The sequence below is a fragment of the Leisingera sp. ANG-M1 genome, from assembly GCF_000813745.1.
GTDB lineage: Bacteria > Pseudomonadota > Alphaproteobacteria > Rhodobacterales > Rhodobacteraceae > Leisingera.
In genome coordinates, this window is sequence record NZ_JWLC01000029.1 from 78,053 (window position 1) to 103,022 (window position 24,970).

General features: G+C 58.1%; 22 protein-coding genes. 4 read left to right on the forward strand and 18 right to left on the reverse strand.

The features are described 5' to 3' along the window. Nucleotides 1-3 precede the first annotated feature (3 nt). The 8 genes from RA19_RS23195 to RA19_RS23230 all read right to left on the reverse strand — a co-directional run bounded on the left by RA19_RS23195 (nt 4) and on the right by RA19_RS23230 (nt 9,380). Nucleotides 4-1,734 carry a Rieske 2Fe-2S domain-containing protein gene (locus RA19_RS23195; RefSeq protein WP_039167424.1) on the reverse strand — a complete coding sequence of 577 codons (1,731 nt, stop codon included), beginning with the start codon at nt 1,732-1,734 and terminating at the stop codon, nt 4-6. Between the two features lie 21 nt (nt 1,735-1,755). Further along, on the reverse strand, nt 1,756-2,622 hold the full coding sequence (locus RA19_RS23200; RefSeq protein WP_039167426.1) for an aromatic ring-hydroxylating oxygenase subunit alpha: 867 nt from the start codon (nt 2,620-2,622) through the stop codon (nt 1,756-1,758). A 20-nt stretch (nt 2,623-2,642) separates the two neighbouring features. Next, nucleotides 2,643-3,572: an ABC transporter permease gene (locus RA19_RS23205; protein ID WP_039167428.1), complete on the reverse strand. Its 930-nt coding sequence runs from the start codon at nt 3,570-3,572 to the stop codon at nt 2,643-2,645. Beyond that, nucleotides 3,565-4,680: an ABC transporter permease gene (locus RA19_RS23210; protein WP_052262010.1), complete on the reverse strand. Its 1,116-nt coding sequence runs from the start codon at nt 4,678-4,680 to the stop codon at nt 3,565-3,567. The genes RA19_RS23205 and RA19_RS23210 overlap by 8 nt, the downstream gene beginning before the upstream one ends. Next, nucleotides 4,677-6,200 carry an ABC transporter ATP-binding protein gene (locus RA19_RS23215; protein ID WP_039167430.1) on the reverse strand — a complete coding sequence of 508 codons (1,524 nt, stop codon included), beginning with the start codon at nt 6,198-6,200 and terminating at the stop codon, nt 4,677-4,679. The genes RA19_RS23210 and RA19_RS23215 overlap by 4 nt, the downstream gene beginning before the upstream one ends. Before the next feature lie 92 nt (nt 6,201-6,292). After that, a complete protein-coding gene (locus RA19_RS23220) occupies nt 6,293-7,255 on the reverse strand; it encodes a BMP family lipoprotein (RefSeq protein ID WP_241479132.1) in 963 nt (320 codons plus the stop codon). A 92-nt stretch (nt 7,256-7,347) separates the two neighbouring features. Next, the gene (locus tag RA19_RS23225; protein WP_039167432.1) at nt 7,348-8,310 is read right to left on the reverse strand and encodes a PDR/VanB family oxidoreductase; all 963 of its coding nucleotides are present in this window, start codon (nt 8,308-8,310) and stop codon (nt 7,348-7,350) included. 14 nt (nt 8,311-8,324) lie between these two features. After that, entirely contained in the window at nt 8,325-9,380 is a 1,056-nt protein-coding gene (locus RA19_RS23230) for an aromatic ring-hydroxylating oxygenase subunit alpha (protein WP_052262011.1), read from the reverse strand. Nucleotides 9,381-9,652: 272 nt separating this feature from the next. Here RA19_RS23230 and RA19_RS25965 point away from each other — a divergent pair, with 272 nt between their 5' ends. Next, on the forward strand, nt 9,653-10,447 hold the full coding sequence (locus tag RA19_RS25965) for a helix-turn-helix domain-containing protein (RefSeq protein ID WP_193748321.1): 795 nt from the start codon (nt 9,653-9,655) through the stop codon (nt 10,445-10,447). 394 nt (nt 10,448-10,841) lie between these two features. Here RA19_RS25965 and RA19_RS23240 read toward each other — a convergent pair whose 3' ends face one another. From RA19_RS23240 to RA19_RS23285, 10 genes are all read right to left on the reverse strand, one after another. Beyond that, nucleotides 10,842-12,515, reverse strand: a complete 1,674-nt coding sequence (locus RA19_RS23240; RefSeq protein ID WP_039167433.1) for a ComEC/Rec2 family competence protein — start codon at nt 12,513-12,515, stop codon at nt 10,842-10,844. Between the two features lie 419 nt (nt 12,516-12,934). Then, complete coding sequence (locus tag RA19_RS27795; RefSeq protein WP_039167435.1) at nt 12,935-13,588, reverse strand: GntR family transcriptional regulator; 654 nt, start codon at nt 13,586-13,588, stop codon at nt 12,935-12,937. 81 nt (nt 13,589-13,669) lie between these two features. Then, nucleotides 13,670-14,191 (reverse strand): thioesterase family protein, encoded by a 522-nt coding sequence (locus RA19_RS23250; RefSeq protein ID WP_039167437.1) that lies wholly within the window; start codon nt 14,189-14,191, stop codon nt 13,670-13,672. Continuing rightward, on the reverse strand, nt 14,188-14,652 hold the full coding sequence (locus RA19_RS23255; protein WP_039167439.1) for a hypothetical protein: 465 nt from the start codon (nt 14,650-14,652) through the stop codon (nt 14,188-14,190). Before RA19_RS23255 ends, RA19_RS23250 begins: the two co-directional genes overlap by 4 nt. Nucleotides 14,653-14,698: 46 nt before the next feature. Further along, a complete protein-coding gene (locus RA19_RS23260) occupies nt 14,699-16,003 on the reverse strand; it encodes a TRAP transporter large permease (protein WP_039167441.1) in 1,305 nt (434 codons plus the stop codon). Then, entirely contained in the window at nt 16,000-16,653 is a 654-nt protein-coding gene (locus RA19_RS23265; RefSeq protein WP_039167443.1) for a TRAP transporter small permease, read from the reverse strand. The genes RA19_RS23260 and RA19_RS23265 overlap by 4 nt, the downstream gene beginning before the upstream one ends. A gap of 63 nt (nt 16,654-16,716) precedes the next feature. Further along, nucleotides 16,717-17,724, reverse strand: a complete 1,008-nt coding sequence (gene dctP, locus RA19_RS23270; RefSeq protein WP_241479133.1) for a TRAP transporter substrate-binding protein DctP — start codon at nt 17,722-17,724, stop codon at nt 16,717-16,719. A gap of 104 nt (nt 17,725-17,828) precedes the next feature. Then, nucleotides 17,829-19,178 carry an FAD-dependent oxidoreductase gene (locus RA19_RS23275; protein WP_039167448.1) on the reverse strand — a complete coding sequence of 450 codons (1,350 nt, stop codon included), beginning with the start codon at nt 19,176-19,178 and terminating at the stop codon, nt 17,829-17,831. A 10-nt stretch (nt 19,179-19,188) separates the two neighbouring features. Then, on the reverse strand, nt 19,189-20,772 hold the full coding sequence (locus tag RA19_RS23280) for a CoA-transferase (protein WP_039167451.1): 1,584 nt from the start codon (nt 20,770-20,772) through the stop codon (nt 19,189-19,191). Between the two features lie 2 nt (nt 20,773-20,774). After that, nucleotides 20,775-21,527 (reverse strand): enoyl-CoA hydratase/isomerase family protein, encoded by a 753-nt coding sequence (locus tag RA19_RS23285; RefSeq protein WP_039167453.1) that lies wholly within the window; start codon nt 21,525-21,527, stop codon nt 20,775-20,777. Nucleotides 21,528-21,686: 159 nt separating this feature from the next. On the opposite strand from RA19_RS23285, the gene pdxR reads away from it, so the two are divergent. The 3 genes from pdxR (at nt 21,687) to RA19_RS23300 (ending at nt 24,930) form a co-directional block, all read left to right on the forward strand. Continuing rightward, nucleotides 21,687-23,189: a MocR-like pyridoxine biosynthesis transcription factor PdxR gene (gene pdxR, locus RA19_RS23290; protein ID WP_039167455.1), complete on the forward strand. Its 1,503-nt coding sequence runs from the start codon at nt 21,687-21,689 to the stop codon at nt 23,187-23,189. 86 nt (nt 23,190-23,275) lie between these two features. Further along, entirely contained in the window at nt 23,276-24,142 is an 867-nt protein-coding gene (gene mmsB, locus RA19_RS23295) for a 3-hydroxyisobutyrate dehydrogenase (RefSeq protein WP_039167457.1), read from the forward strand. Between the two features lie 2 nt (nt 24,143-24,144). Then, entirely contained in the window at nt 24,145-24,930 is a 786-nt protein-coding gene (locus RA19_RS23300) for an aldolase (protein ID WP_039167459.1), read from the forward strand. Nucleotides 24,931-24,970: the final 40 nt, after the last annotated feature.

Consider the following 24,970-nt stretch of genomic DNA (forward strand, 5'->3'; position numbering starts at 1 on the left):
TCCTCAGATATCCAGAACCAGGCGGTTCGACTTCGACCGGCTGACACAGGTGATGATCTTGTCACCGGCAGCTTTCTCTGTGGGTGTCAGATAGACATCCTGATGATCCGGCTCGCCTTCGATCACCGTGGCCAGGCAGGTTCCGCAGGCGCCCTGCTCGCAGGAGCTTGGGGCTTCGATTCCGTTCTCCTGCAGCACCTCAAGGATTGTCTTGCCCGCAGGCACTTGCAGCGTCATGGCCGAGCGGGCCAGCGCGACTTCGAAGGTCGAGCTGTCGTCGATCTCCTGGGTGTTCTTGAAGTACTCGAAATGCACTGCCTCGTCGGGCCAGCCCTGCTTGGCTGCCACGTCGCGGGTAGCCTCCAGCATCGGGCCCGGGCCGCAGATATAGAGGTGGCGGGCGAATCCGTAATCGGCCAGGATTTCGTTCAGCTTGGCGCTAGTTTCGGCCGGGTTGAGCCCCAGGTGCGTCACGACACTGTCACCCAGCTCATTGAGCAATTCAGGAAAGGACAGATGCGCCTTGGATTGCGCGAAATAGTGCAGTTCGAAGGCAATACCCTGGGCATCAAGCGCCCGCGCCATTGCCAGCATCGGAGTGATGCCAATGCCACCCGCCACCAGCGTCACCTTGACTGCATCGCGGCGCAGCGGGAAATTGTTGCGCGGTGCCGAGATCGCCAGCACATCCCCGGTCTGAACCGCGTTGTGAAGGCACTCGGACCCGCCGCGGCTGTCCGGCTCACGTTTTACTGCGATAGTATAATGCCCGCCTTCACCCGGCCCATTGGTAATGGAGTATTGCCGTGCCATGCCGTTGGGCAGATGCACGTCGATATGGGCGCCGGGCTGGAAGGTCGGCAGCGCGCCGCTCAGCGGCTCCAGCCGGAAGGCGGCAACGCCTTCGGAGGTCTCCCACTTGCGGGCAACGGTCACGCGCAGCTCTGCCTTGGGGCCTGAGCGTGAGATTTCCGGCATTGAAGCCAACTCTTCGTCAATAGGCCGAAAGTCCACCGCAATCGGCTCAGGTGCGGGGGCTTCCGCAGCAGCCGCCTCGATCAGGGTGCGCAGCCGGTTCAGGGCCGTGTTGAACTGGCGCAGCGTCCCAGCCGGATCGGCAGGCACCGCCTTCAAAACGCCGCGCAGAACGCAACGGTGCGCGTCGACCGGCTGAACAAACAAAACCAGCTCAGGCAAATCGAGGCCATCAAAAGCAAGATGAGAATAGCTGCCAGTAGAGGCAATCTGCCTGGAGGTGCCGCCCTCCAGCTTCAGGTCCGCCAACCGCGACAGCGCAAGGCCGGGGGCCGCATTCAGCGGGATTGGCCGCAGGACAAGCGGGTCACAGCCCTTTAGCACCTCTGGCAGTTCGAAGTCGCCAGCCGGATCGACCGCGGACCAAACCAGCCCCTTTTCTTCGACCCCGGGATAGGTCCGGTTACAAATCGTGCGTGCCGGGGCGTCCGCCGGGTGCGCTGGGATGTATGTACAGCCTGCTGAACGGTTGGAGTAGCGCCAGCCGTGATACAGGCATTTCAACTCCTTGCCGTCGTTCAGCCCGACGCTCAGGCGAACCCCCCGGTGCAGGCAACGGTTCTCCCACACGTTGACGTATTGGTCGTCAGCGCGCCAAACGGCGAACTCACGGCCATGGAGCTGCGCCTGATAGACGTGCCGCAAAGGCAGATCGCTGCTGGACGCAATCGGATGCCACTGGCTGAGATCAATTGTCATGAGAAACTCCCGGATTTCTGGTCACGCCGCCACCGAGATCACACCATAGGTGAGTCCTTTCTGGCTGAGCCAGCGGCGGTATGCGATTGCGGTCTTGTCGGCGCGGATGGGGGTTTCAGCGCGCGGGTCCAGCGGCAGGCGCTTGGGGTGCTGGTTTTCCAGGATCGGCTTGTCCTGGCCAAAGATCACCTGCTGGAAATAGCGGATGGACTCGTCTGTGTTGTCCTCGTCCAGGATGCACATGCCGGTATGCGCCCGCACCCATTCCTCGCCCATCGGCTGCAGGAAAAGATAGATCACGTCACGGCGGCTGGGGTCTGCCGGGCTGGACTTGTAAAGAAGCGCGCAGTTCGGGTGGGGCACGCGGTATGTGTATTCTACGTCCGCGCCCTCGTCGGAGGCCAGCGCCGCTTTGGGCTGATAGAACCGGCAGCGGGTTGCCACAACCTCGTCCCGGGTCTCGGACACTTCGACATCGTATTCTTTGACTTCGGTATGGGGTTCCTCGCCCAGGATGCCGGTATGGACATAAGGGAAATGGCCCATGTCGAGAAAGTTCTCAACCGCCCGGCCCGCCGACACATTGACGCCAAAGACACCGGTTGGCACAAACCTGCGGTCCGGTTCCTCGAATTCGGGAAATGGGAAAAGCGAGTTAGGATCCTGGCCGAAACTGGCCCAGACATAACCGTACTGCTGCAAGACCTTGGGGCTTGCCCCCGGTCCATCTGCCGTGACAGTAGCGATACCTCTCGCGCCATGCTTGATGGTCAGCGGACGCTCCAGAAGGGTGGTCCGGAACTCTCCAAGATCTGCCAGCTCACGATCCGAGATCAGCGGATGCCATTGCTCCAGGACTACCGGATCAGTGCATTTCGTATGGGTCATGAATGACCTCCTCTTTAGGATCAGCGGAAATAGGGGATGCCGAGGCGCTGCGGCTGGCGGGACTGGCGGCGCAATCCCATCAGCAGCAGGATCGAGGCCAGATAGGGCAGCGCCAGGAAGATCTGATGCGGCACGTCGATGCCCAGAACCTGCACATGCGTGGCGACGCTTTCGAGCAGGGCAAAGACCAGCACCGCAGCCAGCACGCCTCTGGGCATCCAGTTGCCCGCGATCAGCGCCACGATGGCCAGCCAGCCGCGGCCTGCGGTGATGTCGGCCAGGAAGCGGTCGGAAAACCCCAGCATCAGGAAGCCGCCGCCAAGCCCGGTCATCACGCTGCCGAACAGCACGGCGGCGTATTGGCGAGCGCTCACACTCAGGCCCTTGATGTCGAGCGCCTTGGGATTTTCGCCAAGGCAGCGCAGCTCCAGCCCCCAGCGGGTACGGTAGAGCAGATACCAGACCGCCGGGACGGCAGCGAAGGCCATGTAAGTCAGCAGGCGCTGGTCGAACAGGATCTCGCCAATGAAGGGGATCGCGCTGAGGCCGGGAATGGCCACGTTGTCGAAACCGTCGAAAGTCGGCTGCGCACGGCCCTTGATGTACATGCGGAACCAATAGAGCGTCAGGCCGGCAACCAGCAGGTTGATACCCAGCCCGGTGATGAAATGGTCGACCCGCATGGTCACCGTCATGAAGGCGATGATCAGCCCCACCAGCGCGCCGGCAATCATAGCAGCCAGCACCGCCAGCCAAACCGATCCCGTCGCTGTGGCGATGAAGTAAGCGGTGAACGCTCCCATCAGCATGGTGCCTTCGACCCCCATGTTCCAGATCCCGGCGCGCTGGGTCACCAGCTCGCCGATGGCCGCGAACAGGATCGGCGTAGCGATGCGGATCATGCCGGCCAGAATGCTGACCAGAATGGCTTCCTGAAACAATTCACCCATCGGTCTTGACCCTCACAATCTTGTAGCGGGCCGCGACGCCGGCGCAGAGGAAGGTCAGCATCAGGATGCCCTCCATTGCCGGGACCAGCGAGGCAGGCACCTGTGCCAGAAGTTTCATATAAAGCGCGCCGCTGCTGAGCCCGCCAAAGACGATCCCCGCGGCCACGGTTCCCAGCGGGCGCAGGCCGCCGATCATGCCGATGATGATGCCGGTGTAGCCGAGGTTGAACAGCGTGTCGGACCGCAGCCGGTGCGCCGTGCCGAAGATTTCGGAAACGCCCGCCAGCCCGGCAACCGCACCGCTCAGGATCATCACCAGGATGATGGTGCGTCCGATGTTGGTGCCGCGGTAGGCCAGCGCAACCGGGTTGTAGCCAAGGGCGCGGATCTCATAGCCCAGCGGCGTTTTTTCAAGCACCACGTAACAAACCAGCGCCGAAACAAGGGCGAATGCAAATCCCAGGTGCAGCTTGCCGCTGCCCATAAGCGCTGGCAAATGCGCGGCCTCGCCAATCGGGCCAGTCTGCTGATAGACCACCGAAGTAGAGACTTCGGTCCAGGGGCCGCCGCCGATCAGCCAGGACAGCAGGAACACGATCAGATAGTTCATCATCACGGTGGAGATGATCTCGTTCACGTCGAACCGGTCTTTCAGGATCGCAGCCAGCGCCCCCAGAACCGCGCCGCCAATGATACCGCACAAGACAATGGCGGAGACGAACAGCGCAGGCGGCAGCCCCGCGAACAATAGATAGCCGGTATAGGCGCCCATTGCGCCAGCATAGACTTGGCCTTCCTGCCCGATGCTCCAGACCTGTGCGCGGAAGGCCACCACCGTGGCCAGGCCGGTCAGGATCAGCGGGGTTGCCTTGGCAAGCGAGGCGATGATGGCCTTCTGGCTGCCAAAAGCCCCGTTCAAGAGTGCCGAGAAGGCTTTGATCACATCCGCACCGCTGGTCCAGACCAAGAGCGCGGACAGCAGCAGCCCAAACAGGGTTGCCGCCAGATACATTGCAAAGGTCCAGAGCGGCTTGCGGTTCACCCGCGGCTCGATCCGGATCCGGGTCACCGGACGGGGAGCAGGAGTATCGCGTTCGATGGAGGTCATTCCGCCGCCTCCTTTCTTTCTCCGGCCATCAAGAGGCCGATTTCTTCGATGGATGTGTTTTCAGGATCGACCACACCGGTGATCCGGCCGCCCGAGATCACCGCGATGCGGTCCGAAAGGTTCAGCAGGTCTTCCAGTTCTTCCGAAGCCAGCAGCACTGCGTAGCCTTCGTCGCGCTTGGCAATGATCTGTTTGTACACGTATTCAATCACGCCCAGATCAAGGCCCCGCGTCGGTTGGTTGGCCAGCAACAGCTTGTTCGAATGCACAAATTCGCGGGCCAGGATCACCTTTTGCGCATTGCCGCCGGACAGGTGGTTGACCGGCGTGTCGGCCGAGGGCGCCTTGATCCGGAACTCATCGATCAGCCCTTCGGCAATGGTGCCGATCTGCTTGTGGTTCAGGAAGGGGCCTTGGGTGTAATCGTCGTGACGCTGCCAGCCCAGGATCATGTTCTCCTGGATGCCGAATTCGGGGATCAGCCCTTCGCGGAACCGGTCATCGGGCACCAGCCCGACACCGCGATCCATGTAGTGGCGCGAGGGCAGCCCTTCGATCCGTTCACCCGCCAGGGTGACATTGCCGCTACCGGGGACAATGATGCCTGATAAAACTTCGAATAGCTCCTTCTGGCCATTGCCGGACACCCCTGCCAGCCCGAGGATCTCGCCGCGGCCGATGGTCAGTGTAACCTGGTCCAGCATCAGATTGTCGCGGGTGTCGCGGTAACTCAGGCCGCCGACCACCAGCACTGGCTCTTTCGCGGCTTCTTTATTTGATCGGTCGCGGACAACCCGGAGTTCGATATCACGGCCCACCATCATCCGGGTCAGCTCTTTGGGCGTGACCTCATCCGGGCATACGGTGCCGACCACCTTGCCCTTGCGCAGCACGGTCACCCGGTCGGATTGCATCACCTCAACCATCTTGTGGCTGATCAGGATGATGGAAAGGCCCAGCTCTTTCATATGGCTGATAATGCGGAAGAGACGGATCGATTCCTCGGGCGTCAGCACCGCGGAGGGCTCATCCAGGATCAGAACCTTGGCCCCCAGGTACAGCGCCTTGAGGATCTCGACCCATTGCTGCTGCCCCACCGCAAGATCCCGCACGAGAGCGTCGGGCTCAAGATCGATTTCATATTCCCGGCACAGGCTGGCTACCCGCTTCCGGGCCTCATCCAGCCCCAGTTGCCAGCCGTGTTCGTGGGTGCCCACCACGATGTTTTCGAGCACCGTGAAATCGGGAACCAGCACGAAATGCTGGTGCACCATCCCAATCCCGGCGTGGATCGCATCGCGCGGAGAGCGGAATTTGACCGGCTCCCCGTTCAATTCCAGACTTCCGCCTTCCGGCTGGTAGAAACCGAAAAGACAGGAAGAGAGCGTCGATTTCCCGGCTCCGTTCTCACCAAACAAGCAGTGGATTTCACCTTTCTGGAGGTCGAAATTCACGTCCTCATTGGCAATCACGCCGGGAAAGCGCTTGGTCAGGTTTACAGTTCTGAGAATGGTTGTCATCTGGCTTACCGTTGGAACTGTGTCGGGATGCACGCCTCCCGTCATCCCGCGCCAGGCGGCGGGAAGCGTGCGGGTTTACTTGTCGAAAGGCCTCAGTTCGAGGCCGGAGCTGACGTATCCAGAGGGACCTGAAGCGCCCCGGACTTGATACCAGCCACCGTGTTTTCGACTTCGGCCTTCACTTCTGCTGGAACGGCGTCCGCCAGTGCATGATATGGAGCGATATTTGAACCGCCATCCGCCATGCCATGCCAGACGATATCTGTGTTCCCGCCGTAAGGCGTGCCGTTGGCCTTGTGGTCCCACCACTCATCAACGATCCACTTCACATCCGGATCCCAGACAGCCAAGGCGCTGGAGACAACTGTTGATGGTGAATAGGAGTGGTTGTCGCTGAAATTCCCGAAGCAGAAGATCCCGGCTTCTTCACACGGCTTGAAGTTACCGGCGAGCGAGAAGATGATATCCGCCCCGGTCGAGATCTGGGCCGAGGTCATTTCCGAGGCCTTGCCGGGATCATACCAGCTCTCGATGAAAGCGACCTTCTGCTTGATGTCAGGGTTCACCGAACGGGCGCCGGCAAAGAAAGCATTGATTTCGTCATTCACGTCATCCGCTGGGAAGGTGCCCACAACACCCAGCGTGTTGGATTTGGTCAGCTTGCCTGCCATCACCCCCAGCACATAACCGGCCTCATGCACGCGCTTGTAGACCCAGTACTGGTTGCCGCCCAGGCCTTCGTTGCCCGAGCCAACCACGACAAACAGGATACCGGGGTATTCGTCCTTCATCTTCTTGACCTGGTCAGAATAGGTCGAATGGGCCCAAATGATGTCATACTCACCGGAATCCGCAAAGAGGCGCATTGCGTCACCCGCGTCATCCCCCCACAGCGGATCGGTGTAGGTCCAGGAGATATCGAGCCCGTGCGGCTTCTCATTCTTGACCCGTTCCAGGGAGTCGATCAGCGTGCCGTCCCAGCCGGATTCAATTCCGGCGGACAGGATCACCGCGATGTTGAGGTCGTCTGGCGCTTCAGCCAGGGCTGGCTGCACCGTTCCTATCAGTGCCCCAACAGCTAGGGCACTGGCCGTTTGCAAAAACGTTCTCTTCCGCATCATTTCGTCTCCCTGTTGTTTTTCGGATTTCAAAGATCCAGAACCAGTAGGTCCGAATGCGCCCGCGAGCAGCACACCGTCATCTGGTCGTTTTCCGCGTGTTCTTCATCGGTCAGCACGAAGTCCCTGTGATCGGGGGTTCCTTCGAGAACCTTGGTGATACAGGTGCCGCAGATGCCCTGCTCACATGATTTCGGGATGTCGAAACCCAGTTCTTCCAGCACGTCGATTGCCGCCATATCCGCCGGAATATCAACAATTTGCCCAGTGCTGGCGATCTTGATCCTGAACGGGCGGTCTTCCTCATCGGTCTCTTGGGGCTCAACTGCGAAATACTCGCGATGCACCGCTTCCGAAGGCCAGCCTTTGGCCGCCGAAGCAAGCACCGCATCCATGAACCCGGTCGGGCCGCAAACATAAAGGTGGGTGCCTGCGTCTGGAGCCTGGCTAAGCCCCTCGATGTCGAATTTCTGGGCGTCATCGCCATCGTCAAAATGCAAATGCACCCGGCCGGCATAGTCGGACGCCAGCAGCTCGTCGCGAAATGCCATCCGCTCCTCGGTACGGGCACAATAGTGCAGCTCGAAGGAGGCACCTTGCGCATGCAGCGCCTGCGCCATCGACAGGATCGGCGTGATCCCGATGCCCCCGGCAATCAGCATGGAATGCCGGGCTTCGCTGCTCAGAGCAAAGTGGTTGCGCGGTTCGCTGATTTGAATGTGCTGGCCGGCTTCAAGAGCGTGGACCGCTTCCGAGCCGCCCCGCCCATCGGCCTCCCGCAGGACGCCAAGCCGGTAACATGTCCTGTCGCTTGGGGCATTGCAGATCGAATACTGGCGGATCAGACCGCCGCCCAGATGCACATCGATATGCGACCCAGCGTTGAACGGCGGCAGGGTGCCGCCATCCGCCGGCACAAGCTCCAGCCCGGCAATATCCTTGGCCAGCACTGCCTTGCGCGCAATCTTCACGTTGATCAGGGGAACAGTCATCTTGCGGTCTTCCGTCAGCTTGCGATCGGTGCGCCGAGGCCGAATTTCTTGGCCAGTGCCCGGCGGTATTCAAGCGAGATACGGTCGGCGGGGATATGGATCTCTTCCGTCAGATCCAGTGGCAGGTCTTCCGGGTGCTGCCCTTCCACCATGCCTTTGTCCTCGTCGTTGATCATCAGCGATTCCTTCACCAGGAAGTCCTCGTCGGGCTCATCCGTAGTGTCCGTGACTACCTGGAAGATCCGGGTTTCATGGGCCGAAACCGGACAGACCGTGTCGGCGAAATACTGGACGTAATCGCTGTCCACGGGCTTGATGTGGATGATAGTGGTGAAAGGAAAGGTCAGCTCGTAAGTGTAAACGACTTCCCGGTTCTCACCCTCCACCCCGTCAGGAAAACGGTTGCCGCCTTCCAGATAGGGCATATCAAAGGTCAGCCCGTAATCGGTCTCATGCACCTTATAGAGCGGCACCGGCGCAGGCTCTTCATTGCCGAAGGTGGCGCCATGCACAAAGGGAAAATGCGCCAGATCGTTGAAGTTCTCCACATGGCGGCTGGCGGCCGCGTGCCAGGTTCCCGACGGAACATAGATATTCTTCAGATCAGGGTTCCCGATACCCTCCCACTCCGGCAGCGGCCAGCCCGGCTCGCCACTCAGGCAGGCCCAGACGATGCCGTATTTCTCTTCGGTCAGCACCGAATAGAGCCGCATCTTTGGCGGGATCCGGGCGCTTTGATCCGGCATGGACGGGATCTTGGTGCATTGGCCGGAATGGTCGAAGCACAGCCCGTGCATCGGGCAGACAAGGTTGTCGTCCCTGACCCAGCCCGCGCTCAGCTTGGTGCCCCGGTGAGGGCAAATGTCCCGCGCGACGGACACGCCTTGCGAGGTGCGGTACACCACCAGATCGACATCCAGCAGGCGGGCCTTTACGGGTTTGTCCTGCACATCATGCGCGAATGCCACCGGATGCCAGAAGTTCGATAGAACGCGCCAATCGCTTTCTTCAAACGTGCAGTTGCGGGGCAAATCACCGGCAAACTTTGAGTGATTCACAGCTTGGAACATCTTTACATCTCCGGACTAGCGGTCTGTGGCCGCGGTTGGCTGGGATCGTGTCCCATCAACTGTCTTTGTTTAAAATCAATAAATGAATGACCATAACGCGTGAAATTTTGACTCAGATGAATATTTGATCCATATTTCATACATGTTTCTGGAAGCCTCCGCACATTTGGCGGATGCTCCTTCAGTGCGATCCGCGAATTTGGGCGCTCGACTCGAAAGGCAATTGCATGGATCAACTCATCAATCAGGTCCGGGGTTTTTCCTTTGGCGGCATGACCTATGAAAAGGGTGGCCTGTTCGGCCCCATTCTGCGTCCCTACCTGTCGGTGATTGTCATCGAAAACGGCTGTTGCACCATGCGTTCGGATCTAGGGAGCGTGACGGTCAAAACCGGCCAAACGGGCATTCTCGCCGGGCGCAGCCGGTTCGAGTTTGCTTACACCAGGGGGCAGAGCACCACTGTAAGCTGGTGCGAAGGGTTCCTGCCGGAGTTACCGGAGCCGGTGTTTCACGCGCAGTACGAGCGATTTGCCCCACTCGCTGCAACGGACCGGCTGAAGAAACTGCAGAATATCGGAGTGGACACCGGCCACACGTCTTCGGCCGGCCTGAACAGCATACGGGATGCAGTCGGCCTCGCCGTATGCCGCACATTTCTCCTGGATGCCCGGCAAAGCCTGTCGGAGGAAAAGCTGCCCAAGAGGGTTCTCGAAGCCAAACGCTTCATGGAAGAGCGTATCAGCGACGAAACCCTGGACGTAAACTCGGTAGCGGCCCATGTTGGCATGTCTCCGCAGCATCTCATTGCTTCGTTCAAGGCGTCGCTCGGTACCACGCCTGGTAAATTCCTTTGGCAGATGCGCTCGACCCGGGCGCGGCAATTGCTGATCCACACAGGTCTCGGCCATGCTCAGATCGCATTTGAATGCGGTTACAAAAGCGTTTCTCATTTCTCCAGAAGCCTGAAGAAGCAATTTGGTGCCACCCCCAGCCAGATCCGCCGGGAAGAGGGATTTGTTCAGGCAAGCGACAAGGACAGTTCGGTCACTGATCTGATTTTCGACTGAACCCCGGACCAGGTCGCAGCTGTCCGGGCAGCTTAAGTTCAATCCCGCACGACGCTTCAGGATGTCCTTGAATGAATACCGTTTCGGGCTGCGCGCTGCAGTGCGAGTAGCGGCCCTAAGCGGACATTGCCGTTGTTATCAAGCGCTGCAGTGCGGCTTCTTGGAAGCGGACGTCAATCCCCTTATGACTGCCGTGCTGAACTAAGAGTCATTTCTTGGAAGCTATCCTGATGACTGCTTCAGAACGTCCAGATTTACCTTATTGGACATTTTTTGGGCAGCTTCACGACTACCGCAGCCGACCTAGAACTGACTTTGGTCGATCAAATAATGTACGACGAAGAGGGCGGGCCACTGGACGGACTGAATGGTCAACTCGCCCCAGATAGAAGTCCTAGTGTTTACGGCCAGTGTAACGCAAATATCGTCCGGCGCCGGCATCAAAGCGCAGCTCGTACCAGTCCCATTTTTGCGAGTCCTTGCGCGGCTTTTCCAGTTTTTGCGCAATAACAACCTTGTCGCCCAACGCGCGCACTGTGATCATGCCGTAGACGGCTACGTTGCGGTCCTTGCGGGCTTCGATTGCTTTGATCGCAGCCCTTCTTTCGGCAGTATCGGTGATGGCATCAACGGCACCAATTTCTTCCAATAGTGCCACAAAGTCAGGCACTGGCGTCGAAAATTCCTTGGTGCTGCGTGCTAATTCGGTCGAGAATATTAAAGGGCGGTTTCCATGGCTGTGCTTGCCATAAGCCCCAAGCGCATCAGGACGCGGATGGCTGTGGGATTCGTTGTCGCCACTGGACAGAACAGTTGCAACAGCATCGGTTGCCCGAATGAAATCGTCCAGAATGTGCTGGCTGCCGTGATGACACGCCTTGGCAATGTCCGCGCCAAACACTTCGTTTCCTCGCGTGGCGAGCCTGACACGCTGGGCCTCCAACGCGTTTAACTCTTGTTGCTGAGCGCTTGTAAGTGGCTGGCGTTTGGCCATCAATTTTCCAATCGCCTTGTGTACCTCATCTGGCGTTTTTTCGGTCCCGGCGTAGGCCTTTAGCAGAAAATTCTGCGATGGTTCGTTTAGATCACCGCCAAGTAACAAACGCAGATTTCCATAACAGCCTTTCAGAATCACGCTATGTCCGTTTTTCGTCTCGCTTTCGTTGCCAAGTCGGCGCAATGCTTTGCGATCAGCTCCACTGAATGTGACTTGCTCACGGATAGGCCCAAGCACCTGCAGCGAGAACGCTTTGTCGTCTTCAAAATCGGGCACAAAGATATCTTGATCCAATGTCGCCATATCAACGCCGAGCGACCGCACCGTGCAATTGGGCGAAGATGCAAACAAAGCCCGCACTGTCGTCAAGAGGTCCTTGGTCGTTCTCGGGTGCCGATCCGAAATTGCCTCTAGTTCAGCGGTCGTGGCGACATAGTCGAACAAATACTTCTCGCCCGATGCTTCAAACTGACCGCCAAGATCCCACGGGTAGTCAACACCATCGTGTTCCTCTTCGTCAGGGCGTTCAATAATGCCATTGTGAAAGACATCGCCAAATTGCAGTTTGGGGTTTCGAATGACATATTTCAGCCCAAGGTAGTGATCATTGTCGGGGTGCGAAATCAAAACATAGTCAATTTTCCAGGGCCGCTTCTCAGCCCTGTTCGGATCAAAACCCTCAGTATCTGGTACGTTGCGCCCCCTGAGTTTATAACGCCAGCTCAAGAAGCGGTTCATGTTATCCGACACTCCAGCATCGATCAGAAAAACCTTGTCGTCAGGTGTCACGATATGACAGCCGTCGCCTTGACCGACGTCGACAAAATTCACCTCTAGCCCGCGCACGGCGTCAAATTCGTCAAGTTGCAACCATCCTGTGTCGCCGCGACACTTCACCTTTGCGTATGTCTTGCCTTCATGAACGTTGCTTTCGCCTTGAAATTGAAGCCAGTCGCCAAGTAGCAAATGGTTGATTCCGGTTTTACCGTCATTGGTTTCTTTAAGGACAACGGTTGGCTTACAGACGAAATACGTGCCTTCGTCTTGAAGATCAGCAAGTTCCAACGGCATTGTAGCATCCTTCAGTCTCGAGCATGAACGGCGTTACAATACATCTTTTTGACAGATCGCAAAAAAGCCGGTTTGTCGAAATAGGAATAGCGGCTTCGGGAGCCAATTGAATCGTAACGGTCTTATCGATTGCAGGACGACAGCTAGCACCAAAGATTACGAGTTTTGCTGACCACGGGGCGGGCACAACCCTTTATCAATGATGCCCTGCTCCACCAGTGTTTTTTCGGCCCAAAGCCGACCTCGAGCGGCCCCGACGTTTGCCGCAATGCAGCCTGTAAAACCTGCCATTGAAGCATCATGCAGCATTCGGCCGCCTCAGATGACAGTGACTGGTAGAGAACTGAACAGAGCAAACCAGGAATGCGAACTCCATGGGGAGTACGTCAGTACTCCTAGCCTGAGAATTGGATTGCAAATTAGTCAATCCTATTTGCGGGGAGTGACTGTTGCGCGTTAATCGCTAGAGCCAGCAAGTAATCTACCAGCGCGTCTGCTGCGCTAGTCGCGGCAATTTTGCACCCTGCACTGACGGTCCTAAGAATAACTGAGTGCAATCTGGCGTATGGTTCATAATCTTTGCAATGAGCGTGATGAAACCAGAAGCGATTAGACAATCCCTGAATCGGCCGCATACTGCTCATAAGGAAAGGGTTCCCTGCAGCAGCGTTCAAAAGGTTTTGTGCATTACCCAAGTTTCGGAAGAACTCAATACGAGTCTTCGACCGCAATACGGAACCTTGTAATACGTCGGCCTGCTTGCACAATGCAAACCGTTGGCCACTGGTGGCATGCTCACAAGCATCTTCAACCCACATAACCTCGACAACACGCCTAACTTGCAGAAGTTTCAACTGGTCTTCTACATGGAGTGCTGGGATTCTTATTCCCCTGCGTTGCTGAAACTCCACTAAGCCCTCATGCGAAAGGCGCTGAAGTGCCTCCCGAATAGGAGTACGCCCAATTTGCAGAAGCTCACAGAATTCGCGCTCTGTATGTAAGCTGCCAGGTGCCAAGTCTCCCACAATGACCAAAGTTTCAATACCCTCGTAGGCCCTTTCTGCATGAGTCATGGCAGTTTCCGACTTCTCTCCATTTTAGGCGCTTCTTTGATTGTGTCTGCGGCCGCAATCCAGTCTCACCCTGGTTGGCAATCAGGGTCTGTTTTGAAGCCGGTCATGCATTTCCTTGGCGGGTACGCTGGTTGGGCTGTTTTGACGGCGAGGCTTGGAAAAAATGTTCTCCAACCGCACCCAATCCGGCGCTATGACCTCACTGAAGCAGCTCAACTCGGCAAAGATGTCTTTGGGGAATGGAGCCACACGTTTGCTCGCTTGGTTGTAGTTAAGAGATATCCGTTCAAGCCGGCAGCATTCTTCACCGGCGGCCGACAGGACATGCGCAGACCAGATTTTCTTGTCCTGGGCTCCTAACAAATGGTTGGTGATGGTGAGGTCCGCGGGATAGGTAACCTCCCGCAGATAGGAAATGCGGGATTCCACAGTGTAGATCGCATTTGAGGTTTTCCGGGTGTAGGTCTCTCCCAGTCCGATGTGCTCCTGAAACGGCCAGCTGGCTTCTGAGAAGGCCACAAGATAATAGCCTTCATTCAAATGGCCATAAGCATCGATCCAGGTCGGATCGATGCTTATGCGAATAACAGGCTGAGCGGTCATTGCGGAGTCGTCTCCGGGTCGCTGAAGTATCCCAGCAGCCTGTTAGCGCCGTAGGCGTTTCCCGCAATCGAGATGTCCCCTGAGAGGATTGCCAGCCCGCAAAGAGCCCGTGCGACTTCCACTTTGCCGTCCTGGGACGTGATCCGCATCTCTATTGTGGCTGATGAGTTTTCCAGGTCATGCAAGGTAAACTCAATTGCCGTCGTATAAAGATAGGGGTTAGCCCGGTTCCACTCGATCTCGAAGTCGCGAATGCGAAATACGTCCTGCCACGGGATTACATCCCCATCTTCTCGGGAAACAAGATCTAGTATCTCTTCCAGTGCAGCAATTGCGTGCTGGCGGTAGGACTGTTCATTCAGGCCTCTCAGTTGGTTAGGAGGGGCTGCGTCGAGAAATCTGATCTCGACGCTGTATCCCGTTTCGGTTTTCTGAGGTGCCAAAGGCTTGGTCAGCAGCATTGCTCAAACTCCTTGCGCGGGATTGGCCCCAAATTGCCTGGGGAGGTCAGGCAATTCCCATGATCCAGCGCGGCAGCGCCAGGGACAGGTCGGGGATGAAGGTGACGACAAGAACCATCGGGAGGTGGCCAAGAAGCAGGAACTTCAGGGTGATCCCAACATATTTGTCCAGGGTCAGTTTGCTCACACCTGCAGCCATATAAAGCATGGGGGCGCAGGGTGGAGAGACGTTGCCGAGGCCGAGGTTGGTGCCGACGATGGCCGCGAAGTGGATCGGATGCACGCCGATTTCCGTGGCCACAGGCAAGAGAACAATCGCAGCCAGCACACTGCCCGAGACATCATCCACAATCATGCCGATCAACAGTAGGATCAGATTGATCATCAGCAGGATCAGCACTTTGTTGTCGGTGATCGAGATCAGCGCCCCGGCAACTTCCTTGGGCACCTGCTGCAGAATCATGGCGCGGCTCATGACGAACAGGAAGAACAGCACCGCGATGATTGAGCTAGTGGTGATCGCTGCGCGCACAACTGCCTTGGGAATACTGCGGAAGGTGAGGCCGCGGTAAATGAACAGCCCAACAACGACGGCGTAGACGAGCGCGATGGCTGCGGCCTCGGTCGGGGTGGCGATACCGGTGTAGATTACGCCCAGGATCAGCAGCGGCATCAGCAGCGCCCAGAAGGCGCTGATGCCGCTGGTGCCGATGTTGCGGACGGCCTGTGCCATCGGGATCGCATCTTCGACTTTAATATTGTCGTTGTTGCGCAGAAACCAGAAATTCAGCCCGACATAAACCAGCGCCAGCAGCACTCCGGGAATGACGGTCGACAAGAAGGCCGCGCCAACCGATAGCCCGCCAGTAACAGCAAAGACGATCATCGGAATGGAGGGCGGGATCATCAGGGCCAAAACCGAGGAACAGGCCACAAGCGCGGTGGCATGGCCGACGGGGTAGCCTTCTTTGACCATGCGCGGGATCATGATCTGGCCGATTGCAGCGATGGCCGCCGATGACGATCCTGAAATCGCGCCGAACAGGGCGCAGGTGATCACGGTTACCGCGCCCAGGCCGCCCTTAAGCCGCCCGACGAAGGCGTTCACGAAGTTCAGCAGCCGGTCGGAGATGCCGCCTTCTGCCATCAGCGTGCCGGCGAGCACAAACAGCGGCAGCGCCAGCAGGGCAAAGCTGAGCGTAGTCTGATAGGCGAAAGGAATGAGAAAGGAGATATTCGAGCCAGTGGCGACGCCAAAGACCAGCGCCCCGATGCCGAATGCGAAGGCGATCGGCATTTCTGCCAGCAGCAGGACGATGATGATAGCAAGTGAAATCAGGAAAATAGTCATTGTGCGGTCTCCGCAGTCTTGGAGCCCTTGCGCAGTTCAACGAACTGGTTGATGGCTTGCAGCGCGAGATAGAGGATGGTGAGCGAAAACCCGAAGATCATGGAGGCAGACCACAGCCCCTTGGGCCAGCGCATGTAAGAGCTCATGCGGCCCTTCTCAATTTCGAACCAGGCGTATTTGGAAGCATAGTAGCCAAAAACGATGCAGGCAGCGATGCTGGCCAAAGACATGAACAGGCGGATGCCTTGGATGGTCCTTGGGTTCTGAGTCAGCAGCGTGACAATGCCGCCATGGATGTGCTCGCCATTGCGGGTGACATAGGCCAGGCCGAGGAAATAGGACCAGGCGCCCAGCAGCAGAGCCAGTTCCTCGATGCCGACAAAGGGCGAGTGGAAGACGTAGCGCAGCAGAACCTGGGTGAACATCAGGGCAGCCAGGCCAAGGCCGGCCAGAACGATGGTCATGAAGAGCAGCTTTTCTAGCGCGGCTTCCAGTTTGAGAACCAGCCCGTAGACCCCGGACTTCGGCTCTTCGGGAATAGCGGTGACATGTTCCGGCGGCTCAAGTGCGTCCAGCTCAGCATCGTAGATGAACGATTCCCCGGCTGCCGTGGGATTGCGTGGGTGTTGCTTTGATTGCCGGACTGGCATGCGTGTTCCTCCCGAAGCATTTCGTGAGGCCGGGCTGCAGCGCCCAGCCTCTTTGTTCACCGGTTACTTGAGACCGATGGCTGCCCGAACTTGGTTCATCACCTCGGAGCCCAGGGTTTCTTCCATTGCGGGCCACTCTTTTTCGTAGGTGATGTCCTTGAGGGCCTGCAGCTGCGCGTCCGTCAGCTCGACAACGTTGATGCCTTCGTCCCGTGCCTTCTGCAGGAACTCGTTGGACTTGGCTTCTGCTTCGCCCCAGGAGAATTCGATGGTGGAGTCGATCGCCCCCTGCAGCTTTTCGCGGTCGGCAGCATCGAGGCCTTCCCACCAATCCTTGTTGACCAGCCAGAAGGCGGTCTCGAAGTAGTCATTGGTGAGGATGTTGGTCTCCAGCACGTCGCGCAGCTGGTAGGTCTCGACCGCGGTCGAGAAGGAGCGTGCATCAACTGTACCCAGCTGCAGCGCGGTGTAGACCTCGGCCAGCGGGATCGGCACAGCGGAGAAGCCGAAGTTGTTGAACCGGTCCACAGCAACCGGCAGGCCCGGCACGCGGATTTTCAGGCCATTGCCGTCCTCGGGCAGGTTGACGGGCATGGCGCCAACGCCCTTGCGGATCACCACCGAGCCAAAATCGGTCGGAATGATGCCGACGGCATGCACACCCAGGTCATGCAGGATGGAATTGTAGACACCCAGCATGGCCGATCCGGGGCCGTAAAGCGCGCGGGCTTCCTCCCAGTTCGACACGACATAGCCCAGATAGGCTAGATCAAGGCGCGCATCGAACTCCGATGCCCCCCAGGTCAGCGTCATCGGCACCACACCCTGCATCGATTGCTCGAACAGCGAGGTCCAGTCGCCGAGATCTCCGCCGGGGTGGTAAGCCACATTCAACCCGCTGCCTTCGACTTCACCGAGGAAGCGTTCCGACAAGGAATGAAACACATGGTCGGTGTTCATCGCGTGGGCAAGAATGAAATTCTCGTCCGCCTGCGAGGCCGCTGGCGACAAGGACATAAACCCCATCGCAGCGGCGGCAACGGCAGCCTTCGCCTTCGAAAATTTCAGCATCTTAGTTCTCCCTTTCATTGTAGGTATTTGGAGCTCACAGGCTCCGCGCGGTCGCGCGATTTGAGGCCGCTGGCGGCTCAAATTCCTTCTGGTAAGGGCAGCGCTCAGAGCGCTGCGCCGTCCCGGTTGAGTTGTTCACGAAGGTCTGCACCTGACAGGCTGCGGTAGGCAGCCTGCTCGTTCAGCGACTGAACGGTGGCCAGCCCGGCTGCGTGGCCATAGCCGAAGCACTGCGCGGTCACACGGCAGGAGGCCAGCGCCTCATGTTCCGAGCTGAGGCAACGGCCGGCCACGATCAGGTTTTCGCCGGTTTCAGGCACAAGCGTGCCATAGGGCACCTCGTAAAAGTCATCGAGCAGCCATTCGACATAGGGCTTGTCGCCGGAGTGCAGCTCGATCGGCCAGGGCGAACGCACCACGCCGTCCGAGAACTTCCGGCGGCCGGTCACATCGTCATTCGACAAGGTCTTGATCCCGGCAATCGAGCGGGTCTGGCGGATGCCGATTTCAACGCCGGTGTCGACGACAAAGGCGTTTTCGCAGCCGGGAATATGCTCGCGCAGGAACTTGTGATAGGCGCGGACCTGTTCGCGGGCGGTCAGCTCGCCTTCGGAATGATCGACCGGGTCGGTCACGTCCAGATCACGCCCGTCGCGGCCCAGGATGCGGGTGGCGTTGACCATCAGCTCATCCGGGCGGGAGGTGTTGAAGATCCAGATCTTCTTGCGGGGCAGTTCCTTGCCCGACGGATCTGCGTCAATCAGCTGATCGATCACCTTTTTGGGAGAGATCGAGTCCTTCCCCCAGTATTCATTGAAAGCATTCACATCGATCCCGCCAATGCGGAAGATCATTGTCGGGTTCTGAATCACGCCATCCCGGCCTTTAGAAGTCTTGAACCCGGCCCGGTAGATGACATCTGCGTCGCCGCTCGCGTCGATGATGCGCTTGGCATGGACCGCAGCGAGGCCGGATTTGGAGTTCACGATCACACCGCGGAACTGGTCATCCTCCATGATCACGCCAACCACCTGGCAGTGGTAAAGGATCTGCACGTTGGCCTCTTGCAGGAAGCCGTCCGCCGCCTCGCGCCAGATCAGCGGATCGTGGGTCACGGTCCAGGTCTTGCCGTATTGGATGGGATCCGTCAGCCCGCCCATGTCGATCATCCGGCGCCGGAAGCGGTCGGCGAAACCGAATACGGTCTGCTCCGGCTTGGCACCCGGCGCATCCGTGGACATGTAGAGGCCGCAGATGGTGCCGGACAGTCCCGCAACGGCACCGCCGCCGCAGAACCCGTAACGCTCAATCAGCAGTACTTTGTGCCCGCTCCGGCCGATAGTTTCAGCCGCCGCGACACCTGCCGCCCCGCCGCCGACGACTAGGGCGTCAACTTCGGCAAAGACGGGGAATGTGTGGCCGGGATCGAATTTGAATGTGGGTTGCCAGTTCATGTCAGCTTCCTCACTCTTCGTAGTTTTCGGCAAACAGCGCCGCATCCATCAGCGGCAGCGGATCGACGATGCGGCTGGGAGCAAATTCCATCTGGTCCAGCACGTCGCGCTGCAGATCGATGCCCGGTGCGATCTCGACCAGTTCCAGGCCGTCGGCGGTGACTTCGAACACCGCACGTTCGGTGATGAGCTTGGCAGTCTGGCCCCGCTCCAGAACGCCCTCCCGCACCAGATAGGTGATATGCTGGGCGGTCTGGACGAACTTCTTGACCTTGCCTTCGCGCATGATCGATAGCTGGCCGTCCTGCACAGCGGTCTTCAGCCCGGCGGTGGTGAAAGTGCCGGTGAAGATTACACGCTCAGCATTATGGGCGATGTTCACGAAACCGCCCGAACCCGGGTTCACCTTGCCGAATTTCGACACATTGACGGTGCTGCTTTGATCGAACTCGGCAAAAGCCAGAGCCGCGAATTTGCACAGTCCGCCTTCGATCACGTCGAACTGATAGAGACCATCGATCAGGGCTTCGGGGTTGATATTGGCCGAGAACTGCCAGCCGCTCATCACCACTCCGCCATAGCTGCCGTGCTCGGTGGTGAACTCGTAGTCGTATATCTGGCCGCCGTCGAACTTGCCGTCCTCGGCCATGACCAGCGGCACATCACCCGAGGCTCCGAAGCCGAAGATCGACAGTTCCTTCTTGCGGACCTCCATCGAAGCACGGCGGGCAATGATCTTGTCCGCGCCGGGTGCAGGTTTGGGCAGGTTCTTGGGATCAACCGGATTGCCGCCTAGATAGGCCGGATCAGGTTTGTCGATATTAGTGACAAACTTCTGATCTTGCACGATCACAACCTTGTCGACCAGAGAGCCGGGGATGCAGACATCCGACACTTTCCGTGACCCCAGAGGCACCTTACGCTCGACCTGCGCAATGACGGTCCCGCCGGATGCCTTTACGGCAATGGCGATGCCCAGGTTGGAGGATTGCAGCGCTTCGTTTTCGAACGATAGGTTGCCATTTTCATCCGCGGATGTGGCCCGCAGGAAGGCGACTTGCAGCGGCCGGGCCGGGTAGAACAGGTAATCCTCGCCGCGGAAATTGATCTTTTCGACCAAATCTTCCTTGGCGGACGGGGTAAAACGGCCGCCTTGGTTATCGGGGTCTACATAGGTGCCGATCCCGGTCTTGGTCATGTAACCCGGCGTGCCGCGCGCCACTTCGCGCAGCCACAGCATGGTGGTGGCAATCGGCCAGCTGTAGGCCTCGACCTCATCCGCATGAATAAGCTGCATCAGCTTGGGCCGCTCGCCGGTGTCCGGGTGGATAGGGTTCAGGTAAGAGCCGCCAATGATGCGCTTCATCAGGCCTTTCTTGGCCACATGATCCATACCGCCGATATGCATCGCATCCCCAGTGCCGCAGGGGAAATAGAAAGTGAGGTCCTTGGGGTGCGCGGTGGCCTCGAACTTGTCGGCAACGCCTTTCAGCAGCGCATCGGGTGTGATCCATCCGATTACACCGGTGGACACAACGGAATCTTCATCCTTGATGACGGAGAGAGCTTCTTCGAGAGAACAGAGCTTGGTCATGGTTAATTCGCAAACTTCTTGAAGGTTTCTTGTGCGGCCTCTTGCGAGCAGTGCAGGCGGAACAGGTTGTTGAGACGGGTGTCTTCGGTTTCCCCGGTGCCAAGGGTGCGCTCCAGAAAGAACTCTTTGGTCGCACCGGCGCTGACCATCGGCAGAGCCGCGAGGTTCCGGGCAATCTCAGCCGATCGGTTGTCGAGCTCGGCATGGGGAGAGAGATAGTCAGCGAGGCCGATGCGCAGCGCTTCCTCGGCACCGAGGAACTCATGGCCCCAGGAAACGCGCTGCGCGTTCCGCGGGGAAAGGCGGGCTGTCAGGGCATGCATGCCCCACGGGGTGATCCAGCCGTTGGGGACTTCCATGCAGCGCAGCTTCGCGTCATCCGAGACGACAACGACGTCGCAGACGGCAGCTAGGAATGCCCCGCCGCCAACCGCATACCCTTGCACGGCGGCAACGACAGGCTTTGTGCAAAGCGCGATATCGCGCAGCAAAGCGGCCTTGCGGGCTTCAACTTCGCACATTTCGTCAACTGACAGGCCACCCAATTCGGTCAGATCACTGCCCGCGCAGAAAGATGGCCCTTCTGCTACGATCCGCAGTACGCGGATTGCGCCGTTCCTGCGTGTTTCGGTAACGGCGTCCTGCAGTTTGCCGAGCATTTCGGCGTTCATCGCATTGCGCTGACGCGGGCGATCCAGTGCTATGGTGGCGACACCATCCTCGACACGAAACTGAATGGCCATGTCCTTCTCCATCTTGGGGCGAGCGCCGCGGCAATGGCCGGAGCGCTCAACAGGTTTTCCTCTTCCCCAAGACTTTCGAAATTTGCTTCGCGCTGTTAGATACAGAGGAGCAAATCTCTAAGTACAGAGCATACTCCACTGAAAAGATGCGAGAATTTAAGGTTTCAGGCGATGTATGAGAACATCATATCGATTGATCGGGCCTCCAGCGAAAGTTTGCAAACCCAGATCCGGCGGCAGATGGCGATTGCCATCCTCGGCCGCCAGTTCCCGATTCATCACCCGCTGCCATCGATCCGAAAACTGGCGGCAGACCTGAAGGTCAGCGTCACCACCGTGACCCTGGCCTATGAAGCGCTGAAGTCGGACGGCTTTGTACTTGGCAAAGGCCGGTCCGGTTTCTTCGTCAATCCGGATGTGCTTGCGGCTGAAAATAGCGGCTACGAGGCCAGGACCGGCTCTGGTGCTGTTGAAGAAACTGCCTCCAAGGTCGACTTCGATACGCTGTTCGGCGAACGCAGCTTCGACCTAGACCGGGTGGTGAAACCCGCGGATGCTCTGCTGCGCTACCGCTACCCGTTCATTTGCGGGCTGGTCGATCCCTCCCTGTTTCCGATCACCAGCTGGCGGGAATGCCTGCGGGACTCGGTCAACGCCATTGAGCTGCGGAACTGGGCGGCGGATTTCTCGGATATCGACGACGAACTGCTGGTGGAAAAGCTGATCCAGCGCTGCCTGTTCCGCCGCGGTATCAATGCCCATCCCAGCGAGGTTCTGGTGACCATTGGCGGGCAGATGGCGCTGTATCTGGCTATCAAAGTGCTGCACCGGCGGGGTGAAAGCATTGGCATCGAGGACCCGGGATACCCCGATATCGTCAATATCGCCCAGCTGGAGCGGCTGGAGATCGAGCGGCTGCCCATAGACTCTTCAGGGGTGATTGTGGACGGCATCGGCGCCCATCTGAAAAGCGTCTTTGTCACCCCAAGCCATCAATTCCCGACCAATGTGACGATGCCGATGGAACGGCGCAATGAGCTTCTCGCTCGGACGTCGCGCAACGGGACATTTGTCATCGAAGACGATTACGAGGCAGAGATCAGCTTTAACAAGACGCCGCCGCCTGCGCTGAAAAGCATGGATAAGAATGGCAACGTGATCTACGTGGGCAGCCTGACCAAATCGCTGATGCCCGGCCTGAGGATTGGCTATCTGGTCGCTGACAAGGCCTTTGTCCGGGAGGCGCGGGCTTTGCGCCATCACATCCTGCGACATCCCCCGGTCAACAACCAGCGCACCGTCGCCCTGTTCCTGCAGCGCGGCTACTTCGACCGTCACGTCAAACGTATGACTGATGTCTACCGCGAACGCTGCGATGTGATGTTCCACGAACTGGAACGTCATTTTCCCGGTCACTCAACCCGGCCAGTCTATGGCGGAGGCAGCATCTGGTTCCGCCTGCCCGAAGGCATCGACTCGCATCAGCTACAGGAAGCGGTAAAGCGAAAGGGCGCGGTGTTCGAGGTTGTTGGCAACGCTTTCTCTGACACCCGGCTGAACCACTCATACATTAGGCTTGGCTTCTCGCTAATTGATGTTGCAGCAATTCCGGCTGGTATCGGCGTGATCGCCGCAGCCATTCATGAACTCGCAACAAACAGCACGCCATTGTAATGATAGATTTCCGGGCCTGTATCTAACTCAAAGCTCCCTTATCCGGTACGGCAACCAGATTGGGATTGGCATGAGGCAGGTCAGACATGAAGGTTGCGTTTATTGGCGTTGGGAACATGGGCGGGCCAATGGCACGCAATCTAAAAGATGCTGGGTTTGATGTATGCGGCTACAACCGCTCGCGTCCAATTCCACACGGTATCAATCCGGGCAAAACACTCGAAAGCACCGTCGCCAATGCGTCCCTCGTCGTCACAATGCTGCCGGATGGTGATGCGCTTCAGAATGTCGTGGCCGATATGCTGGGCAGCTTGCACAAAGGTGCCATGGTTGTCGATTGCTCAACAACCGATGTCGCGTCTGCGCAAACTGTCTCCAAGCTATTGCAAGCAAGAGATCTGCGATTTCTGGACGCGCCGGTTTCGGGAGGGACAACCGGGGCAGAAAAGGGAACCCTGACTTTCATGGCCGGCGGGTCAGCAGAGGACTTCGAAACGGTTCTCCCCATTCTAAAGAAGATGGGTTCTAAAGCGGTTCATTGCGGCGAAGCCGGTGCTGGGCAGGCCGCAAAGATCTGCAACCAGATGATTGCTGCAGCAACGATGATCAGCACATGCGAGTCTTTTCTCCTGGCCCAGTCGCTCGGTCTGGATCCGCAGAAACTGTTCGATGTTGTCAGTACCTCGTCGGGTTACAGCTGGGCTATGAATGACTACTGCCCCTGGCCCGGCGTGGGCCCTGAAACACCTGCAGACCGGGATTACGCTCCAGGCTTCGCCGCGGAACTCATGCTGAAAGACGCCAAGCTGGCGCTGACGGCCGGCTGGCAGCAAGGCCGACAACTCAGCATTACCGAGAAAAGCGTCGAGCTGTTTACGGATTTTGTTGAAGATGGTGGCGGGGCTGGCCGGGATTTCAGCGCCATCATCAATTTTTTGAAAGATAGGGGTTAGACATGGCTCATAAATTAGCCAGCAGTGCCGCACCGCAAAGGATCAACATCGATCTGGAGAAAGATGACATCGGCAATGCACGGATTGATCTGGCAGCCAGTTTCCGCGCCGCCGCGCAAATGGGGCTGGAAGAAGGGATCTGCAATCATTTCTCTGCCGTGGTCCCCGGTCACTCCAATCTGTTTCTGGTCAATCCCTATGGGCTTGCCTTTGAAGAGATCAAAGCTTCGGACCTGCTGATCTGTGATTTCGAAGGGAATGTCGTGAGCGGAGTGGGTAAACCGGAAGCCACGGCATTTTACATCCACGCAGAGCTGCACCGCAGAAAACCTAAGGCAAAGGCGGCTTTCCACACACATATGCCCTATGCAACCGCAATGACCATGACAAAAGGCGAGCCCCTGCTTTGGGCCGGACAGACGGCTCTCAAATTCTACGGCCGGACCTGTGTAGACCACAATTACCGTGGACTGGCGCTTGACACCGATGAAGGCACCCGCATTGCAGAGGCTACAGGCGAAGCCGACATCATTTTCATGGCTCATCATGGCGTCATGATCCTGGCGGAAACGATCGCTGAAGCTTGGGATGATCTCTATTATCTGGAAAGAGCATGCCAGGTGCAGCATCTTGCTTTATCCAGCGGCAGGAAAATCACCCCGGTCAGTGAGGCGATCGCTGAAGCCACTGCCAAACAAATGAGGGCAGAAGATGCAGAGTCTGCCCGGCTTCATCTGGCAAGTATCAAGCGGCGCCTTGACAAGACCGCTTCAGATTTCCGGAACTAATGGTCTGATGCAACAGCTTTCCCTGATCATGCCTCGGGTG

Bases quoted from the DNA above. Each gene is read 5' to 3' on its own strand.
- RA19_RS23265 (WP_039167443.1), bottom strand. From the start codon at position 16,653: ATGCCAGTCCGGCAATCAAAGCAACACCCACGCAATCCCACGGCAGCC.
- mmsB (WP_039167457.1), top strand. From the start codon at position 23,276: ATGAAGGTTGCGTTTATTGGCGTTGGGAACATGGGCGGGCCAATGGCA.
- RA19_RS25965 (WP_193748321.1), top strand. From the start codon at position 9,653: ATGACCTATGAAAAGGGTGGCCTGTTCGGCCCCATTCTGCGTCCCTAC.
- dctP (WP_241479133.1), bottom strand. From the start codon at position 17,724: ATGCTGAAATTTTCGAAGGCGAAGGCTGCCGTTGCCGCCGCTGCGATG.
- pdxR (WP_039167455.1), top strand. From the start codon at position 21,687: ATGTATGAGAACATCATATCGATTGATCGGGCCTCCAGCGAAAGTTTG.
- RA19_RS23275 (WP_039167448.1), bottom strand. From the start codon at position 19,178: ATGAACTGGCAACCCACATTCAAATTCGATCCCGGCCACACATTCCCC.
- RA19_RS23280 (WP_039167451.1), bottom strand. From the start codon at position 20,772: ATGACCAAGCTCTGTTCTCTCGAAGAAGCTCTCTCCGTCATCAAGGAT.
- RA19_RS23240 (WP_039167433.1), bottom strand. From the start codon at position 12,515: ATGCCGTTGGAACTTGCTGATCTTCAAGACGAAGGCACGTATTTCGTC.
- RA19_RS23300 (WP_039167459.1), top strand. From the start codon at position 24,145: ATGGCTCATAAATTAGCCAGCAGTGCCGCACCGCAAAGGATCAACATC.
- RA19_RS23260 (WP_039167441.1), bottom strand. From the start codon at position 16,003: ATGACTATTTTCCTGATTTCACTTGCTATCATCATCGTCCTGCTGCTG.
- RA19_RS23255 (WP_039167439.1), bottom strand. From the start codon at position 14,652: ATGCTGCTGACCAAGCCTTTGGCACCTCAGAAAACCGAAACGGGATAC.
- RA19_RS23210 (WP_052262010.1), bottom strand. From the start codon at position 4,680: ATGACCTCCATCGAACGCGATACTCCTGCTCCCCGTCCGGTGACCCGG.
- RA19_RS27795 (WP_039167435.1), bottom strand. From the start codon at position 13,588: ATGACTCATGCAGAAAGGGCCTACGAGGGTATTGAAACTTTGGTCATT.
- RA19_RS23285 (WP_039167453.1), bottom strand. From the start codon at position 21,527: ATGGAGAAGGACATGGCCATTCAGTTTCGTGTCGAGGATGGTGTCGCC.
- RA19_RS23200 (WP_039167426.1), bottom strand. From the start codon at position 2,622: ATGACCCATACGAAATGCACTGATCCGGTAGTCCTGGAGCAATGGCAT.
- RA19_RS23195 (WP_039167424.1), bottom strand. From the start codon at position 1,734: ATGACAATTGATCTCAGCCAGTGGCATCCGATTGCGTCCAGCAGCGAT.
- RA19_RS23250 (WP_039167437.1), bottom strand. From the start codon at position 14,191: ATGACCGCTCAGCCTGTTATTCGCATAAGCATCGATCCGACCTGGATC.
- RA19_RS23230 (WP_052262011.1), bottom strand. From the start codon at position 9,380: ATGTTCCAAGCTGTGAATCACTCAAAGTTTGCCGGTGATTTGCCCCGC.
- RA19_RS23205 (WP_039167428.1), bottom strand. From the start codon at position 3,572: ATGGGTGAATTGTTTCAGGAAGCCATTCTGGTCAGCATTCTGGCCGGC.
- RA19_RS23225 (WP_039167432.1), bottom strand. From the start codon at position 8,310: ATGACTGTTCCCCTGATCAACGTGAAGATTGCGCGCAAGGCAGTGCTG.
- RA19_RS23215 (WP_039167430.1), bottom strand. From the start codon at position 6,200: ATGACAACCATTCTCAGAACTGTAAACCTGACCAAGCGCTTTCCCGGC.